Origin of the sequence: Paenibacillus sp. EKM211P (assembly GCF_011066175.1) — a bacterium.
Classification (GTDB): Bacteria; Bacillota; Bacilli; order Paenibacillales; family Paenibacillaceae; genus Paenibacillus; species Paenibacillus polymyxa.
Map to the genome: position 1 here is coordinate 165,998 of NZ_JAAMNS010000005.1, position 14,502 is coordinate 180,499.

Sequence of the window (14,502 nt, forward strand, 5' to 3'; positions counted from 1 at the left end):
GGTGTTTTTATAGCAGCCTTTTTTGTGTAGACATGTGCCTTCAGCAGTATAGAGACCTATTTTTCTCATATATCGTAGTTGTGCAGAGATGTATAAATGTGGGGAGGGTCTAATACGTTTAAGGTAGGGACTTTATAAGTAAGACCCATGTAACATTCGGTTGGTCAGTAATTAGTAAGCGTTTTCTTTATTTGGAGGGGTACTCGAATTCGTGTGTGCCAACTTGCTGACGAAAGAAAGGATGGATTACTAGCATGGAGGCTAAACTGATGCATGTATTCGCAGAGCTGTTGGGTGGCATAAACAGCCGGGATTGCAACGTTCCAGAGCCAGGTATGGAGTCTACTACACGGAGATTGGCTATGGAGACGCTAAGAGCAGGAAGCCATCAAGTATCTGCTGCACAGGAGGAAGATCCATTGGGCTGGCTGGTTAGTTTAGCCGAGCAGGGTGCAATCAGTCGAGCGGAGGCATTGCTGGCTGCAAACCCGGAATTACTTGGAGAGCCGATGCTGAGTAACGGCAATGATACAGTGCAAGCCATGGACACACTACTAAAATGGAGCGATGAATACAGCGACACCTCCATACGGCTTTATGCGGATGCTCCTGCAAGTATGAGTCGTAAAAGTACAGAGGAAGCATCAGGAATAGGTAGTCTTGACGGTTATAGTCTGCTGCATGGTCCATTGTCACTGGCATCCGGCCGCGTGAGGGAATTATGCTATGCCTATTTGGAAGCGGCAGAGTCTGGACTAAAGATTCATGCCCCTGACGGGGAGCCCGATCCCATCCTTGTCCCTGGTTCCCGTGCATCCGATACGTACACATCATTTAATAAAGCATCTGGTTTGCCTGGATTGTGTGAGCATCTGTCCCGACGAATCATTGGCCTGCTGGAAACAGAGTACGAGGGCTTGTTTGAGTTGCTGGGCGGATTGCCGCTGACTATAGCTTTGACTGAGCAGAATAATGCAGTGGGCATCGGAAGCCTGCAAGATATGCAGCTGGAGGCATTACTGCGTGCAGCGTTGCGGAGCATGCGCCAGGGGGGAGAACCACGGCTGGAGATTATGGTGCGCAATCCGGCTGACGTAAACCAGTTCCAGACCATCCGGGACTGGATCGACGGCGTTGCCGAGCAAACGTTGTGTGGGCGTCTGCGATGCGTTCCATATCGGGTAGGTGTACTTTTGACGGTTGATGCAAGTTTGGTGCCTAATGCAGGCCATACATGGAGTGAGCAATCCGTACAGTCGGAAAAGTCGGCCAATGCTGATAGCATGTTCGAAGTGAGCGCACGACAGACCAAGCAGGCGGCTCAAGCCGCAGATTTGGCACGCTTTGCCGATACGGTCATTTTAGAAGTCATACCAGTTCCATCTGATGACAACAGAGCTGGGGGTTCGCTGATTCCATCCGTTGTTGACGGTCATGAGAATGCTAATGATACGATAAAACGCATAATGGAAGCTGTTCGGCGTGTAAAGCCCGAGCTTCCTATATGGGTGGCGATAGATGAAATTCACCAGTCCCTGGATGGGAATTGGATTTGGGAGAACGAACTGACGGGGGTCATTTGCTCGGATTCAACAGTTCCTGCTGTGCGCCTTGCGGCTGCGCGTTGGAGACTGCAACAGCAACCCAATCGTCAACACACTTCAGAAATTGCACACACCCATGCGTGGAAGTTTCCACTATAGTCTGAAGATAACCTGAATTCATGTGATAGAGGATTTTGCAAGAATCCAGTAAGCGACTTTCAATGAACAATATATAGATCGAAATGGTCTAGTTCGTCTATATATTGCACTTTGGAGCGACTGGAATCGAATTTTGCAAATCCTGAATAGAACGCTTTGAAATATAGAGGATAGAGGATACCTGCGTTGTTTGCGCGGGTATCTTTTTTTATTTAGGCTATTAGCAGTTTACAAGTGGAAAAGAAAGGGTATATAATAAAACAAAAGTTTCTCTAAAGCAAAATAATTGTATAGATGCAAAAATGATTATCATTCTCATTGCCAAACATGCTGCTTCGGGCTTCCCGAAGCAGCATGTGCTATTTTAGGGCACTTAACAATGGATATCATTCTCAATGAGATGCAAGTACAAGGAACCAAAAATGGAAAGGAACGTGACAAGATGCAAGCAGTTCAACGATTACAAGATACATTGTCTCCCTCTAACCGAGCACTTTCAAAAAACAGTGGCAGCGGACGACCCGGTCCCAATCGCAAACCGCAATTTCAGCTCAAAAGCATGCTGAAAAATAAGGAGATGCAGGCTGCTCTAGGCAGTGGAATGCTAATGCTGATGGCATGGGGGGTCTCACATTGGTGGCAATGGCTATCCATCATTCTCTATGTAGTGTCTTATGCCCTTGGAGGCTGGTCCAAAGCCAGAGAAGGGATTGAAACCCTGATCCGAGAACATGATCTGGATGTTAATTTGCTCATGATCGCTGCGTCTTTAGGAGCTGCGGCTATTGGCTACTGGAATGAAGGAGCTATGCTGATCTTTATTTTTGCACTCAGCGGTGCGCTGGAGAGCTATACCACGGAGCGTAGTAGTAAGGACATTTCCGAGCTCATGGCGTTAAAACCGGAAACGGCTTTGCGCTTGTCTCACGACGGAACAGAAACGGTTGGCATTGAGCAGCTGTTGCCAGGCGATCTGTTGCTTGTAAAGCCGGGCGAATTAATTCCGGCGGACGGCCGAATCTCCAAGGGCGTGTCAGCCGTGAATCAGGCATCCATTACCGGGGAATCTGTTCCGGTAAACAAGGTAGCAGGTGACGAAGTATATGCAGGCACCATTAATGGAGAAGGCGTGCTATATGTAGAGGTCAGCCAGTCCTCGGAAGATACTTTATTTTCAAAAATCATTCGTATGGTAGAAGAGGCACGGACCGAGGTTCCCGATTCCCAGCGGTTTATTAAAACATTCGAATCGGTATACGCCCGAATTGTTGTTGCCGTCACGCTGATCGTCATTGTGGGTGCACCCCTAGCATTAGGCTGGACGTGGGCAGCGGCTTTTTACAAGGCGATGGTGTTCCTTGTCGTAGCCTCACCTTGTGCGCTCGTGTCATCCATTATGCCGGTGATGCTATCGGCCATTTCCAATCGTGCCCGGCGGGGCATCCTGTTCAAAGGTGGCGCGCATGTGGAGAATATGGCATTAACTTCGGTTGTTGCTTTTGACAAAACGGGCACGTTAACGAAGGGCTCACCTGTGGTCACGGATTGGATTGTCGCCCCAGATTACGATGCTGATGAGCTATTGCACATTGTCGCGACAATCGAAAGCTATTCCTTACATCCGCTGGCGCGAGCGATTGTAGCCAAAGCCGAAGCTGAATTGGGACAGAGAGAGCTGCTCACAGCCGAGCAAGTGCAGGCCCTTACCGGATGGGGAATGGAAGGCATCATAGGCGGGGTGAAATGGAAAATCGGTCGCACGAACGTGCTGGATGAACCTGGTCTTCTGGCTGAGCCAGAGTGGGTGGAGAGTCGAGCCCGACTGGAAGCCGAGGGCAAAACCGTATCCATCATTCTCGCGGATGATCGGATTGTCGGAATGCTGGCGCTACGTGATGAGCTGCGTCCACAGGCACGAGAATCTGTGAAACGCCTGCAAGCACAGGGGATTCGGGTTGTCATGCTGACCGGAGACCGTCCGGAAACGGCTGCCGTGATCGCGGCAGAGTCTGGAGTAGACGAAGTATATGCTGGCTTAATGCCGGAGGATAAAGTCAGTCATATTCGCATGTTGCGGGAGCAATACGGGCATGTCGTCATGGTCGGCGACGGTGTGAACGATGCTCCGGCTTTGACCGCAGCAACCGTAGGGCTAGGCATGGGGATGCATGGCAGCGGAGCAGCCCTGGAGGTCGCAGACGTGGTACTAATGAACGACGGAATTGAGGAGATTGCTCCGACGATAGCACTGGCGCGCAAGGCGCAGCGAGTGGTCAAACAAAATATGATCTTCGCGGTAAGTGTCATTGTGCTGCTGGTGATCAGTAATTTTGTGCAAAATATAGCCCTGCCATTTGGGGTCATTGGGCATGAAGGTAGTACACTGCTTGTCATTTTGAACGGCCTGCGCTTATTGCGGTCATAAGACTATAAACTAATTCACAAATCACAAGATTACAAACAGTCAGGAGCATTCAACCCTCATACATCCAAGGGGGATGAATGCTCCTTCTTTCTTTAGTAGTGTTAGTCTATTTTGTATGCAAGGCAAAGTTTATCTCATACTTCTAATCGCGACTGCTGTACGACTATCTACGACGCGGTGTAGACCGCCGCAAGAACAGGGAAAACAGTAATCCCGCCAGTGCAATTCCGGTTGCAATGATGAAGGCATCATTAATACCATGGATCGTCGATTCTGTAACAGCCCTTCCGTATACCTGTTGTATCGCGAGTGCAGAGCCGCTTTCCGCAGAAATACCCGCTGTTTGTGCGAGGGTCTGTCCCAGTTGTGATACGCCTTCAGTTACAGAGACATTGGCTGTGGTAGCTACATTCGCATAATCTGCCATATGAACCGTAGTCCGGCTGCTCATTACAGTAATGAGCCAAGCGGTACCGATAGATCCGGCGATTTGCCGTACTGTATTGGACATGGCAGTACCATGGCTGCCGAGATGTGGAGGCAACTGGTTGAGCCCTTCCGTCTGGACGGACATCATCAGCAGTGACATCCCGAAGCTGCGAATCGTATAGATGATCATAATATGTCCATAGGTGGTGGCATCGGTCAGCAGACTGAATTCCCATGTCGTGACTGCCGTAATGATTAGCCCGATGATCGCCAACGGTCTCGCGCCAATACGATCGAATACTGCCCCTGATATCGGTGACATCACACCCATCAGCAGTGCACCCGGCAACAGCAGCAGACCGGATTGCAGCGGTGTAAAGGCGCGTATATTTTGCAAATAGATCGGCAGTAGCAGCATCCCGCCGAACATGGTCATATTGACCGTAGCCCCAACCAGCGTAGATACCGTAAAAATATCATATTTAAATACACGGAATTCCAGCATAGGCTCCAACATGTTCAGCTCACGCACGACAAAAAACACAATAAACACGATCCCAAAAGCGAGCGAGAGTATAACTGTATTGCTGCTCCAGCCCTTGTCTCCAGCTGAACTAAAGCCATACAACAAAAGGCCAAAACCAAGGGTGGAAAAAATGGTTCCCAGCAGGTCAAAATGCGGTTTTGTCAGCTTGGACACATTTTTGAGCCAGCGCACAGCAAACAGAATATCAATGATCGCCAGCGGAATTACTAATAAAAATAGCAGCCGCCAACTGTAGTGCTCCACAATCCAGCCAGATAAAGTGGGTCCTACCGCCGGAGCAAACATCATGGCGATCCCCATGGTTCCCATAGCAGCCCCCCGTTTTTCGGGAGGAAATACAGTCAGGAACACGTTCATCACCACAGGCATGATGATGCCCGCACCGCTGGCTTGAATCACGCGTCCAACCAGCATAGGCGCGAAGCCGGTGCTGGCAGCGCAGACGACAGACCCGGCAGTAAATAACCCCATCGCGGATATGAACAGGGCACGTGTCCCGAATGACTCAATGAGAAAAGCGGTGATTGGAATCAAAATCCCGTTGGTCAGCATATATCCGGTGGATAGCCATTGAACGGTTGTGGCAGACACATTGAAATCATTCATCAAGTGCGGAATCGCCACGTTCAGCAACGTTTGATTCAAAATCGAAATGAAGGCGCCTAGCAGCAGCACGGACAGAATGCGTCCGACGGACATTTTTTGATCCATGACAGCCTCCTACTTGTGAACTCTGATCGTCGCACTCATTCCCGGGATAATTCCCAGCCCCTTGTAACCTTGAATGGAAATGGTAACAGGCACGACCTGCGTCACCTTGGTATAGTTGGCAGTGGTATTGGAAGTAGGCAGCAGTGAAAAGGTGGAGGCGGTCGCCAGACCGATCTTTTCGAGCTTACCGCTCAGGGATGTATCCGGGTAAGCATCAATATACACGTCTACGGTCTGACCTACCTGGAGATCCTGCACGGCCGTTTCGTCTATATTGGCAGTAATCCAAAGATTGTTCAGATCAAAGGCTTTCGCTAAAGGTGTACCCGCCCCGACTATCGAGTTGTTGACAGCCGTTTGCTGCACAACGGTACCATCAGTTGGAATCGTAACGCTAATTCGGCTTCCGCCTCCTTCAACACTGCCCAGCGTGCTGCCAGCGGTGTACGTCTTACCAACTTCAGCATTCCAACCTGTGAGCTTGCCCGCGCTTGGAGAGGCAACGGTAACCGCTTGTCCGCTCACTTGGGCATTATCGGTTTTTATGTAGTTGGCGGACTGATTGTAGTAATAGGCGGCGGCTCCACCTCCTGCCAGAATAATGATGATTACCAGCAGGTTAACTAATATGGCGCGCGAATTCATATTGTGCATGCCTCCCTAGTATTTTTGGATGTTCAAAGTATTCGTCAAACGATTCATAATATTCAGATGGGTTTTGGGAAAGGTTAAGAGCGTATGCCAAAAGGATGATCTTGCTGACAAAGGATGATGTGCATAATGACGACCAGAATTATGATTGTATATGACAGTGAAAATGGACATACCGAACGTCTTGCTCGCTCGATCGCAGAAGGGGCACGCCTGGATCACACAGAAGTGATGCTAAAACATGTGAATGAGGCCGATGTGAATGAGCTTGTAAGCGTAGATGCGATCATATGGGGGTGCCCGGGTCATTTTGGTACCATCAGTAGCGGTCTGAAGAGTTGGATTGATAGGCTGGGGTATCTGTGGGCGCAGGGCAAGCTAGTGGACAAAATCGGGGCTGTGTTTTGCACAACCGCTACCGTTCATGGTGGATTAGAATCAACGCTGTTGAATTTGATTACTCCTATGCTTCATCAAGGTATGATTATTGTAGGCCTGCCCGCTAGCATCACAGAGAATGCGCTCTACGGCTCCTATTACGGCGTAGGGGTAACATGTCCGGTGGAGACAGACCCCGATGGGCCGCCCAACCTTCCAACGGGGGATGATCTTGCGTTAGGTCGCTCTTTGGGCAAACGGGTCGCTGAGATGGCGGGACGGTACCGTAACGCCGAAAAAGAATAGGAGGCCGCCGATGACCATTGCTTTTATTGTAGTAGCTGTGGTTGCCTTTATCTTTTTGCTGGTATTTAATACGAAGATGACGCGCAAGTCCTCGGCCAAGAATCGCCCCAACCAAGAGGAATCCCGGCAAAGAAGCAAACGTCCATATCCTGTGCAGGTGGAACCCAAGGCGCATGAATTGACGGAGCATACGGGAGAGATCCAGCCTAAGAATTCGAGCGTTGAAGAACATCGTGCAGAGGAGCAGCACAAATTGCCTGATATCCAAACGGATATAAAGGTGGAGAAAGATCGCGAGAATACAGAAGGTGCCTACGGGGACCAGGATTATCGTGCGGCTTTGCGTGGTTTTGCTGGAAAGGACGAAGAAAAGGATGGACATTCCCGACTCTCTAATGGAGAGAAGGAGAATTCCAAAAGTGAGGACGAGCAGTATCGTGAAGCACTGCGTTCCATGAACCGAAAAAAATGAGATCCCTTCATTTGAACATGACAAAAAGGCTGCTTTACTGTCTGGAATACAGGCAGAAGACAGCCTTTTTGTGTTGCACGGCTATAGCCATTCGGTTAGCCCGATCATCGTAATCAAGCCAAGAATAAAGGAAAATGTGGCGATTCGCTGGTTACCATCCCCGTGACTTTCGGGAATCAGTTCCTTGTAAACGATAAACATCATAGCCCCGGCAGCAAAAGCAAGACCATACGGCACCAGTCCGTTCACCCAGCTGCTCAAGTAAAAGCCGATCAGACTGGTGATGATTTCCACAGCCCCGGTTAGGGTAGCAATGCCCAATGCCTTGAAACGCCCAATGTTTTGATTCACCAGGAATAACGCTACAATAAAGCCTTCCGGGGCATTTTGCAGACCGATAGAGAAGGCAATGAGATTGCCTAGATTCTGAGTCTCACTCGCGTAGCTGACCCCAACAGAGAGCCCTTCCGGCAAGTTGTGCAACGTAATAGCTGCGATGATGAGAAAAGATTTGGACTCCAATTGAAAAGTTTTGGAATCCGGGTCCTCCAAATCGGCATGGGGGATATACATTTCCATCACCAGTAATACGAGGCAACCGAGCAAAATCCCCGCAGTCAGCACGAACCAATTGGAATGCTGTATCGCTTCTGGAATCAGGTTATACACCGATGCAGAGGTCATAATTCCTGCGGCATAAGCCAGTAGAACATCACGAAGCCGGTGCGTGATATTACGCATAAACAGAATAGGCACGGCGCCAAGTCCAGTGGACAAGGCAGAAATTAAGCTACCTACGAAAACGTCATTCATAATCGGGATAATCCCTCCATACCTCATTTATCTTTAAGCTTCGCTTCATGAAAACTTCATTTGACTGTTTACAGCTCTTTCCGCATAATGAAATTAGGATTTAGAATCAGTCTAAGTCATAAAAGGCTATAAAACAAGTGATTCGTTTTTACAACATCCGGGTGTCCACTTTTTGGGATGAGCTTCTGCCAGCAGTACTTTTAGAGTATATGCAGCAGCCCAGCGCCCGGTACCGAAAACTCGCTATATAATACTTATGATATTTTAGGAGGAACCAAGATATGTACAAGTCCATTATTATAGGTACCGGCCCTGCCGGTTTGACCGCCGCTATTTACCTGGCACGTGCTAATATGAACCCGCTGGTGATCGAAGGACCGCAGCCAGGCGGACAATTAACCACGACTACAGAAGTTGAGAATTTTCCAGGCTTTCCTGAAGGAATCATGGGACCCGATTTGATGGATAATATGCGTAAGCAAGCGGAGCGTTTTGGCGCTGAATTCCGCACAGGCTGGGTGAACAAGGTAGACACAACTGCTCGTCCATTTACACTGGATGTAGAAGGTTTGGGTGAACTGGTTACCGATACGCTGATTATTTCCACAGGGGCGACTGCCAAATACCTGGGGATTCCCGGTGAACAGGATAACATCGGACGCGGCGTGAGCACTTGCGCTACCTGTGACGGGTTCTTCTTCCGTGGCAAAGAAATCGTTGTTATCGGTGGTGGGGACTCTGCACTGGAAGAAGCTAATTTCCTGACTCGTTTTGCCTCCAAAGTAACGTTGGTACATCGTCGTGAAGAATTGAGAGCTTCTAAAATTATGCAGGATCGTGCTCGTGCGAACAGCAAAATTGAATGGGCGCTCAATCGTACTCCTGTAGAAGTAGTTGCAGACGAAAACGGAGTAACTGGCTTGAAAGTGCTGAACAATGCAACAGGTGAAGAGGAAATCATTACAGTGAGCGGCGTATTCGTGGCGATTGGACATCATCCGAATACAGGCTTCCTTGCGGGACAAATTACAACGGATGCGAACGGTTATATCGTCGTTAATCCGGGTACTTCCGAAACAAACGTGCCTGGCGTATTCGCTTGTGGCGACGTACAGGATACACGCTACAGACAAGCGATTACCGCAGCAGGTAGTGGTTGTATGGCTGCTATGGACAGCGAGAAATACATTGAAAGTCTGGAGCACAGTGCACTGGCCCTGTAATACTTGCAAGTGTGTATAAATATGATGTAACAAAATAAATGATGAGGTGATATTCATGGAAAAAGCAATAGTTTACACATCTACAAACTGCCCGCATTGTCGTCAAGTAAAAAGCTACCTGGCTGAAAAAGGCGTCGAATACGAAGAGCGCAACATTGAAACGAATGAAGCTTTTGCTCAAGAGGTGTGGGATATGGGCATTCGTGCCGTTCCATTGACTCTGATTGGGGAAGAACGTATTTCCGGTATGAACAAAACCAAGTTTGAAAAAGTGTTGAACGCTTAATCCAGCCTAACAGCATGTGATTTTCATATGGTTTAAACAAGGCCCTCGCCGCAGTTGCATACTGCGACGGGGGCCTGTTTTTTGGTCTTTTACAAAGATACACGTACACGCCCGAGAAAAGGAGCCGTTGCCGCATAGGCAGCACCTAGCATCGTCGAACGGCTGCCAAGCGTGGAGAAACGAATCTGTAATTGCCGACGGTGATAGGGCAGGGCCCGCTCTTCGATCACTGTACGCATACTTTGCTCCAACCAAGGTCTGGCTTCCGCAAGCGGACCGCCAATGATAAGCATGCCGGGGTTGAGGCTGTTCACAATATTGGTAATACCTACACCTAAATAGCGCCCGATTTCACCAAGGACGCTTAATGTACTCGCATCACCTTGCCGGGCAAACGGGAGTAATTCCGCTGTATTATGTGCAGGCAATTTCAATGCGGATGCTACATACGCTTTCTCCGAAGCATACAGCTCCCAGCAGCCTCGGCTGCCGCAGGAGCAGAGGCGCCCGTTCCAGTCTATGGACATATGCCCACTCTCACCCGCGTATCCCCAAGCCCCTTGATACGGCTTGCCATCAATGATAATTCCGGCCCCGATCCCGGAGCCTGCACTGATGTAGACCAGATCCCGCACAAGCTGCCGATGATCGGCGTCCATACCATAGTACAATTCACCTTGTGCACCGACGTTGGCCTCATTATCCACCACTACGGGAAGACCCAGCTCTGTCTCAAGCTGTTGACGCAGCGGAACCTCTTCCCAGCCCAGATTGGGTGCGAATAAAACATTTCCGGTTTCATCCACCATACCGGGTACCCCCAACCCAATGCCAACAATACCGTGAGGGGAGGGAGGAGTGACCTGCATGAGTTTCTGAACGAGCTTACGGATTTGTTCGATGACAAAGTCAGGATCATGCTGGGTTAGAGAAAGGGTAAGCTCTGTTTCAATGGTACCTGCCAGATCGGTCAGAGCACCCTTGATGTACTGTACGCTAACCTCGATACCGAGCACAAAGCCTGCACGGCTGTTGAACAGCAGCATTAAAGGTTTACGCCCACCGCTGGATTCTCCTAATCCTGTCTCATACACCAATCCATCGGTGATAAGCTCTGCAACCAGGTTGGACACGGTGGCCTTGTTTAATCCGGTTTGACTGGATAACTGTGCCCGCGATAGAGGGGCATGAAGGCGGATTCGCTCCAATACAATGGATTTATTCAGCTTTTTGACAAGCGCCTGATCGCCAGTAACATTCATGGTTATTTTCACTTCCTGTTGATGTAATTCCCGTTATTATATCATAAAAATAAACTTAGTTTAAGCAATAGACAAAGTTTCTTGGCTGTGCTAGAATCGTTTTTGTAAACGTTTACTACAAAGGAGGAACTTATAATGGCTTATTTCGAACAAGTATCTAAAATTAAATTCGAGGGCAAGCAATCCGATAATCCTTTTGCATTTAAATTTTATAATCCTCAGGAAATGGTAGCGGGAAAAACGATGGAGGAGCATCTGCGGTTTAGTATGGCGTATTGGCATACGCTGGTTGCAGGTGGCTCTGATCCTTTTGGAGTAGAGACTGCGGAACGTCCATGGTCCAAGTTTACTGGACTAGATTTGGCGAAGGCACGTGTGGAAGCTGCCTTTGAACTGCTGGATAAGCTGAATTTACCTTATTTCGCCTTCCACGATGTGGATATTGCACCTGAAGGCGCGTCACTGAAGGAATTTTACAGCAATCTGGATACCATCGTGGATCTGATTGAGGAGCACATGAAGGCTACGGGGAAAAAGCTGCTGTGGAACACGGCGAACATGTTTAGCCATCCACGTTATTTGCATGGAGCTGCGACAACTTGCAATGCAGATGTATACGCACACGCAGCTGCTCAAATTAAAAAAGGACTGGAAGTGGGCAAACGTCTGGGCGCAGATAACTATGTATTCTGGGGAGGCCGTGAAGGCTACGAAACACTGCTGAATACAGATTTGAAGTTGGAACAGGACAATCTGGGACGGATGTTCCATATGGCTGTGGACTACGCGCGTGAAATCGGTTTTGACGCTCAGTTCCTGATTGAGCCAAAACCGAAGGAGCCAACCAAGCATCAGTATGACTTTGATGCGGCGACGACGATTGCCTTCCTGCAAAAATATGATCTGGATCAGCATTTCAAGCTGAATCTGGAAGCTAACCATGCAACCTTGGCGGGTCATACTTTTGATCATGAAGTACGTGTAGCACGGGTTAACGGCATGCTGGGTTCCCTAGATGCCAACCAAGGCGATTTGCTGCTGGGCTGGGATACGGATGAATTCCCGGTTGATCTGTATGATGCCACACTAACCATGTATGAAGTGTTGCAAAATGAAGGTCTGGGCCGTGGCGGTATCAACTTTGATGCCAAGGTGCGCAGAGCATCGTTTGAACCAGAAGACTTGTTCCTTGCGCACATTGCAGGTATGGATACGTATGCGAAGGGGTTGAAGGTTGCCGCCAAACTGATCGAGGATCGTGTGTTCGAGGACTTTATTGAGAAGCGGTACAGCAGCTTTAAGGAAGGCATTGGAGCAGATATTGTATCCGGAAAAGCAACGCTTGCTTCTCTGGCTGAATATGCTCTGGCGAACGAAACACCACGCAAAAACGTATCCGGTCGTCAGGAATATCTGAAAGCAACATTAAATCAATACATTTTGGCTGATTAATGCCAGAGCTTATATATGAAATAAGGATTTCACGATAAAGGGAAGGAGGAACTCCAATGCAGGAGAAGCTAAATCAGGAGCAGGAGCGTTATGTCATCGGCGTGGATTTGGGTACCAGCGCAGTTAAAACGGTGCTGGTCAACCGCAAGGGGCAAGTGGCTTATGAAAACTCACAGTCCTATCCTCTCCATCAGCCGAAAGCAGGGTATAGCGAACAGCATCCTGAGGACTGGGTCAGTGGCACGTTAGCATCACTGAAACAGCTTGTGGAGAAGGCCGGAATCGGCGGAACAGATGCTGTGGACGGCATTAGCTTTTCGGGGCAGATGCACGGGCTTGTGCTGACTGACAAGGAAGGCCAAGTGCTTCGTCCGGCTATTCTTTGGAATGACACGCGCACAACGGCACAATGCCGCCGTATTGAAGAACAGCTCGGGCCAGCGCTGCTAAGTATCGCGCGCAACCGCGCGCTGGAAGGCTTCACGCTGCCCAAGCTGCTGTGGGTGCAGGAGCATGAGCCAGACGTGCTGGCTCGTGCGGCCCATTTTATGCTGCCTAAAGATTATGTGCGCTACTATCTCACAGGAGAACTGGCGATGGAGTATTCGGATGCGGCGGGCACATTACTGCTGGATATCGCGAACAAGCAGTGGAGCGAAGAGATCGCTGCTGCGTTTGATTTGCCGTTGTCGCTGTTCCCGCCACTGGTGGAATCCTTTGACCAGACGGGTACACTATTGCCGGAGATTGCGGAGCAGAGCGGGCTTTCGCCTGAGACCAAGGTCTATGCAGGTGGAGCAGACAACGCATGTGGCGCGATTGGCGCTGGCATTTTGAGCGAAGGCCGCACCTTGTGCAGCATCGGCACCTCAGGAGTTGTACTTTCCTATGAGGAACGCAAGGATATCGACGTTCAGGGGCGAGCCCATTTTTTTAATCATAGTGAGCAGGATGCTTATTATATCATGGGAGTTACACTCGCGGCTGGATACAGCTTGACCTGGTTTAAGGATACCTTTGCGCCAGAACATTCCTTTGACGCATTGTTGGAAGATGTGAACTCGGTCGAGCCGGGCAGCCGCGGGCTGCTGTTCACGCCTTATATCGTAGGCGAACGTACGCCTCATCCGGATGCAACTATTCGAGGCAGCTTTATCGGGATGGATGCAGGGCATAAGCTTGCGCATTTTACACGAGCGGTGCTGGAGGGAATTACGTTTTCGCTCAAGGAATCCATTGATATTCTTAGAGGCACGGGAAAAACGGTGAATGAAGTGATTTCCATCGGCGGCGGTGCGCGTAATGAGGCGTGGCTGCAAATGCAGGCCGATATTTTTAACGCGGATATCGTCAAGCTGGAAAGTGAGCAGGGACCTGCCTTGGGAGCAGCTATGCTGGCTGCCTATGGTAGCGGGTGGTTTGAATCGCTGCAAGCGTGCGCTGAAGCTTTTCTGCGTGAAGCAGCAAGATATTCGCCGAACCCAGAACGTGTGGCACAATATGAAGGCTTATACGAGCTATACCGTGAAGTGTATCTACACACACGGGAGCTAAGTGAGCATTTGGCGGTCTATCGGTAATATGGTGAGCTTTGAGCTTAAATGAGAAGCGGCTTCGGGTGTAGAAATCCCCGAAGCCGCTTTTTATATGTGATGATGTTATGAATTAAATACTTTTCTTCATTTTCGGATGATCTTCATTCACTGAGCTCACGGCACAGCCCGGACATGACTTGCTTGATGAACAGCCGGCACAGGCGCCTTGGCGGCTTTTTCGCAAAAATCGTACTAACACCCACGCACTATAACCGAGGATCGCCAATAAAATAATTACATTGATCATGG

Annotated in this window: 13 protein-coding genes; 8 read left to right on the forward strand and 5 right to left on the reverse strand. The window is 49.3% G+C overall.

Going from position 1 to position 14,502, the window contains the following annotated elements; genetic code table 11:
* Positions 1 to 254: 254 nt before the first annotated feature.
* Together G9G57_RS11135 and G9G57_RS11140 are read left to right on the forward strand one after the other, a co-directional pair.
* Complete coding sequence (locus G9G57_RS11135; RefSeq protein WP_164964945.1) at positions 255 to 1,703, forward strand: PEP-utilizing protein; 1,449 nt, start codon at positions 255 to 257, stop codon at positions 1,701 to 1,703.
* A gap of 442 nt (positions 1,704 to 2,145) precedes the next feature.
* Positions 2,146 to 4,128, forward strand: a complete 1,983-nt coding sequence (locus tag G9G57_RS11140) for a heavy metal translocating P-type ATPase (protein ID WP_044786328.1) — start codon at positions 2,146 to 2,148, stop codon at positions 4,126 to 4,128.
* A gap of 163 nt (positions 4,129 to 4,291) precedes the next feature.
* Here the strand turns inward: G9G57_RS11140 and G9G57_RS11145 are convergent, their stop codons facing one another.
* Both G9G57_RS11145 and G9G57_RS11150 read right to left on the reverse strand, forming a co-directional pair.
* Positions 4,292 to 5,815, reverse strand: coding sequence for a DHA2 family efflux MFS transporter permease subunit (locus tag G9G57_RS11145; RefSeq protein ID WP_017425977.1), 1,524 nt, complete (start codon positions 5,813 to 5,815; stop codon positions 4,292 to 4,294).
* A 9-nt stretch (positions 5,816 to 5,824) separates the two neighbouring features.
* Complete coding sequence (locus G9G57_RS11150) at positions 5,825 to 6,460, reverse strand: HlyD family secretion protein (RefSeq protein WP_016820318.1); 636 nt, start codon at positions 6,458 to 6,460, stop codon at positions 5,825 to 5,827.
* A gap of 135 nt (positions 6,461 to 6,595) precedes the next feature.
* Here G9G57_RS11150 and G9G57_RS11155 point away from each other — a divergent pair, with 135 nt between their 5' ends.
* Both G9G57_RS11155 and G9G57_RS11160 read left to right on the forward strand, forming a co-directional pair.
* Positions 6,596 to 7,150 (forward strand): NAD(P)H-dependent oxidoreductase, encoded by a 555-nt coding sequence (locus G9G57_RS11155; RefSeq protein WP_017425976.1) that lies wholly within the window; start codon positions 6,596 to 6,598, stop codon positions 7,148 to 7,150.
* Positions 7,151 to 7,160: 10 nt separating this feature from the next.
* On the forward strand, positions 7,161 to 7,622 hold the full coding sequence (locus tag G9G57_RS11160) for a hypothetical protein (RefSeq protein WP_017425975.1): 462 nt from the start codon (positions 7,161 to 7,163) through the stop codon (positions 7,620 to 7,622).
* A gap of 81 nt (positions 7,623 to 7,703) precedes the next feature.
* Here G9G57_RS11160 and G9G57_RS11165 read toward each other — a convergent pair whose 3' ends face one another.
* Positions 7,704 to 8,435, reverse strand: a complete 732-nt coding sequence (locus tag G9G57_RS11165) for a ZIP family metal transporter (protein ID WP_013373094.1) — start codon at positions 8,433 to 8,435, stop codon at positions 7,704 to 7,706.
* A 281-nt stretch (positions 8,436 to 8,716) separates the two neighbouring features.
* Here G9G57_RS11165 and trxB point away from each other — a divergent pair, with 281 nt between their 5' ends.
* Together trxB and G9G57_RS11175 are read left to right on the forward strand one after the other, a co-directional pair.
* Positions 8,717 to 9,658, forward strand: a complete 942-nt coding sequence (trxB, locus tag G9G57_RS11170; RefSeq protein WP_117290032.1) for a thioredoxin-disulfide reductase — start codon at positions 8,717 to 8,719, stop codon at positions 9,656 to 9,658.
* A 55-nt stretch (positions 9,659 to 9,713) separates the two neighbouring features.
* Complete coding sequence (locus G9G57_RS11175) at positions 9,714 to 9,944, forward strand: glutaredoxin family protein (protein ID WP_013373091.1); 231 nt, start codon at positions 9,714 to 9,716, stop codon at positions 9,942 to 9,944.
* An 89-nt stretch (positions 9,945 to 10,033) separates the two neighbouring features.
* Here the strand turns inward: G9G57_RS11175 and G9G57_RS11180 are convergent, their stop codons facing one another.
* Complete coding sequence (locus G9G57_RS11180) at positions 10,034 to 11,206, reverse strand: ROK family transcriptional regulator (protein ID WP_025365847.1); 1,173 nt, start codon at positions 11,204 to 11,206, stop codon at positions 10,034 to 10,036.
* A 135-nt stretch (positions 11,207 to 11,341) separates the two neighbouring features.
* On the opposite strand from G9G57_RS11180, the gene xylA reads away from it, so the two are divergent.
* Together xylA and xylB are read left to right on the forward strand one after the other, a co-directional pair.
* Positions 11,342 to 12,658 carry a xylose isomerase gene (gene xylA, locus G9G57_RS11185; protein WP_016820313.1) on the forward strand — a complete coding sequence of 439 codons (1,317 nt, stop codon included), beginning with the start codon at positions 11,342 to 11,344 and terminating at the stop codon, positions 12,656 to 12,658.
* Between the two features lie 56 nt (positions 12,659 to 12,714).
* Positions 12,715 to 14,238 carry a xylulokinase gene (gene xylB / locus G9G57_RS11190; protein ID WP_102997631.1) on the forward strand — a complete coding sequence of 508 codons (1,524 nt, stop codon included), beginning with the start codon at positions 12,715 to 12,717 and terminating at the stop codon, positions 14,236 to 14,238.
* 85 nt (positions 14,239 to 14,323) lie between these two features.
* Here xylB and G9G57_RS11195 read toward each other — a convergent pair whose 3' ends face one another.
* Positions 14,324 to 14,500, reverse strand: a complete 177-nt coding sequence (locus G9G57_RS11195) for a FeoB-associated Cys-rich membrane protein (RefSeq protein WP_080902279.1) — start codon at positions 14,498 to 14,500, stop codon at positions 14,324 to 14,326.
* Between the last annotated feature and the right edge of the window lie 2 nt (positions 14,501 to 14,502).

Coding starts and splice junctions, on each gene's coding strand:
- G9G57_RS11135 (WP_164964945.1), top strand. CDS start 255: ATGGAGGCTAAACTGATGCATGTATTCGCAGAGCTGTTGGGTGGCATA.
- xylA (WP_016820313.1), top strand. CDS start 11,342: ATGGCTTATTTCGAACAAGTATCTAAAATTAAATTCGAGGGCAAGCAA.
- G9G57_RS11180 (WP_025365847.1), bottom strand. CDS start 11,206: ATGAATGTTACTGGCGATCAGGCGCTTGTCAAAAAGCTGAATAAATCC.
- G9G57_RS11140 (WP_044786328.1), top strand. CDS start 2,146: ATGCAAGCAGTTCAACGATTACAAGATACATTGTCTCCCTCTAACCGA.
- G9G57_RS11155 (WP_017425976.1), top strand. CDS start 6,596: ATGACGACCAGAATTATGATTGTATATGACAGTGAAAATGGACATACC.
- G9G57_RS11150 (WP_016820318.1), bottom strand. CDS start 6,460: ATGAATTCGCGCGCCATATTAGTTAACCTGCTGGTAATCATCATTATT.
- G9G57_RS11175 (WP_013373091.1), top strand. CDS start 9,714: ATGGAAAAAGCAATAGTTTACACATCTACAAACTGCCCGCATTGTCGT.
- G9G57_RS11160 (WP_017425975.1), top strand. CDS start 7,161: ATGACCATTGCTTTTATTGTAGTAGCTGTGGTTGCCTTTATCTTTTTG.
- trxB (WP_117290032.1), top strand. CDS start 8,717: ATGTACAAGTCCATTATTATAGGTACCGGCCCTGCCGGTTTGACCGCC.
- G9G57_RS11145 (WP_017425977.1), bottom strand. CDS start 5,815: ATGGATCAAAAAATGTCCGTCGGACGCATTCTGTCCGTGCTGCTGCTA.
- xylB (WP_102997631.1), top strand. CDS start 12,715: ATGCAGGAGAAGCTAAATCAGGAGCAGGAGCGTTATGTCATCGGCGTG.
- G9G57_RS11165 (WP_013373094.1), bottom strand. CDS start 8,435: ATGAATGACGTTTTCGTAGGTAGCTTAATTTCTGCCTTGTCCACTGGA.
- G9G57_RS11195 (WP_080902279.1), bottom strand. CDS start 14,500: ATGATCAATGTAATTATTTTATTGGCGATCCTCGGTTATAGTGCGTGG.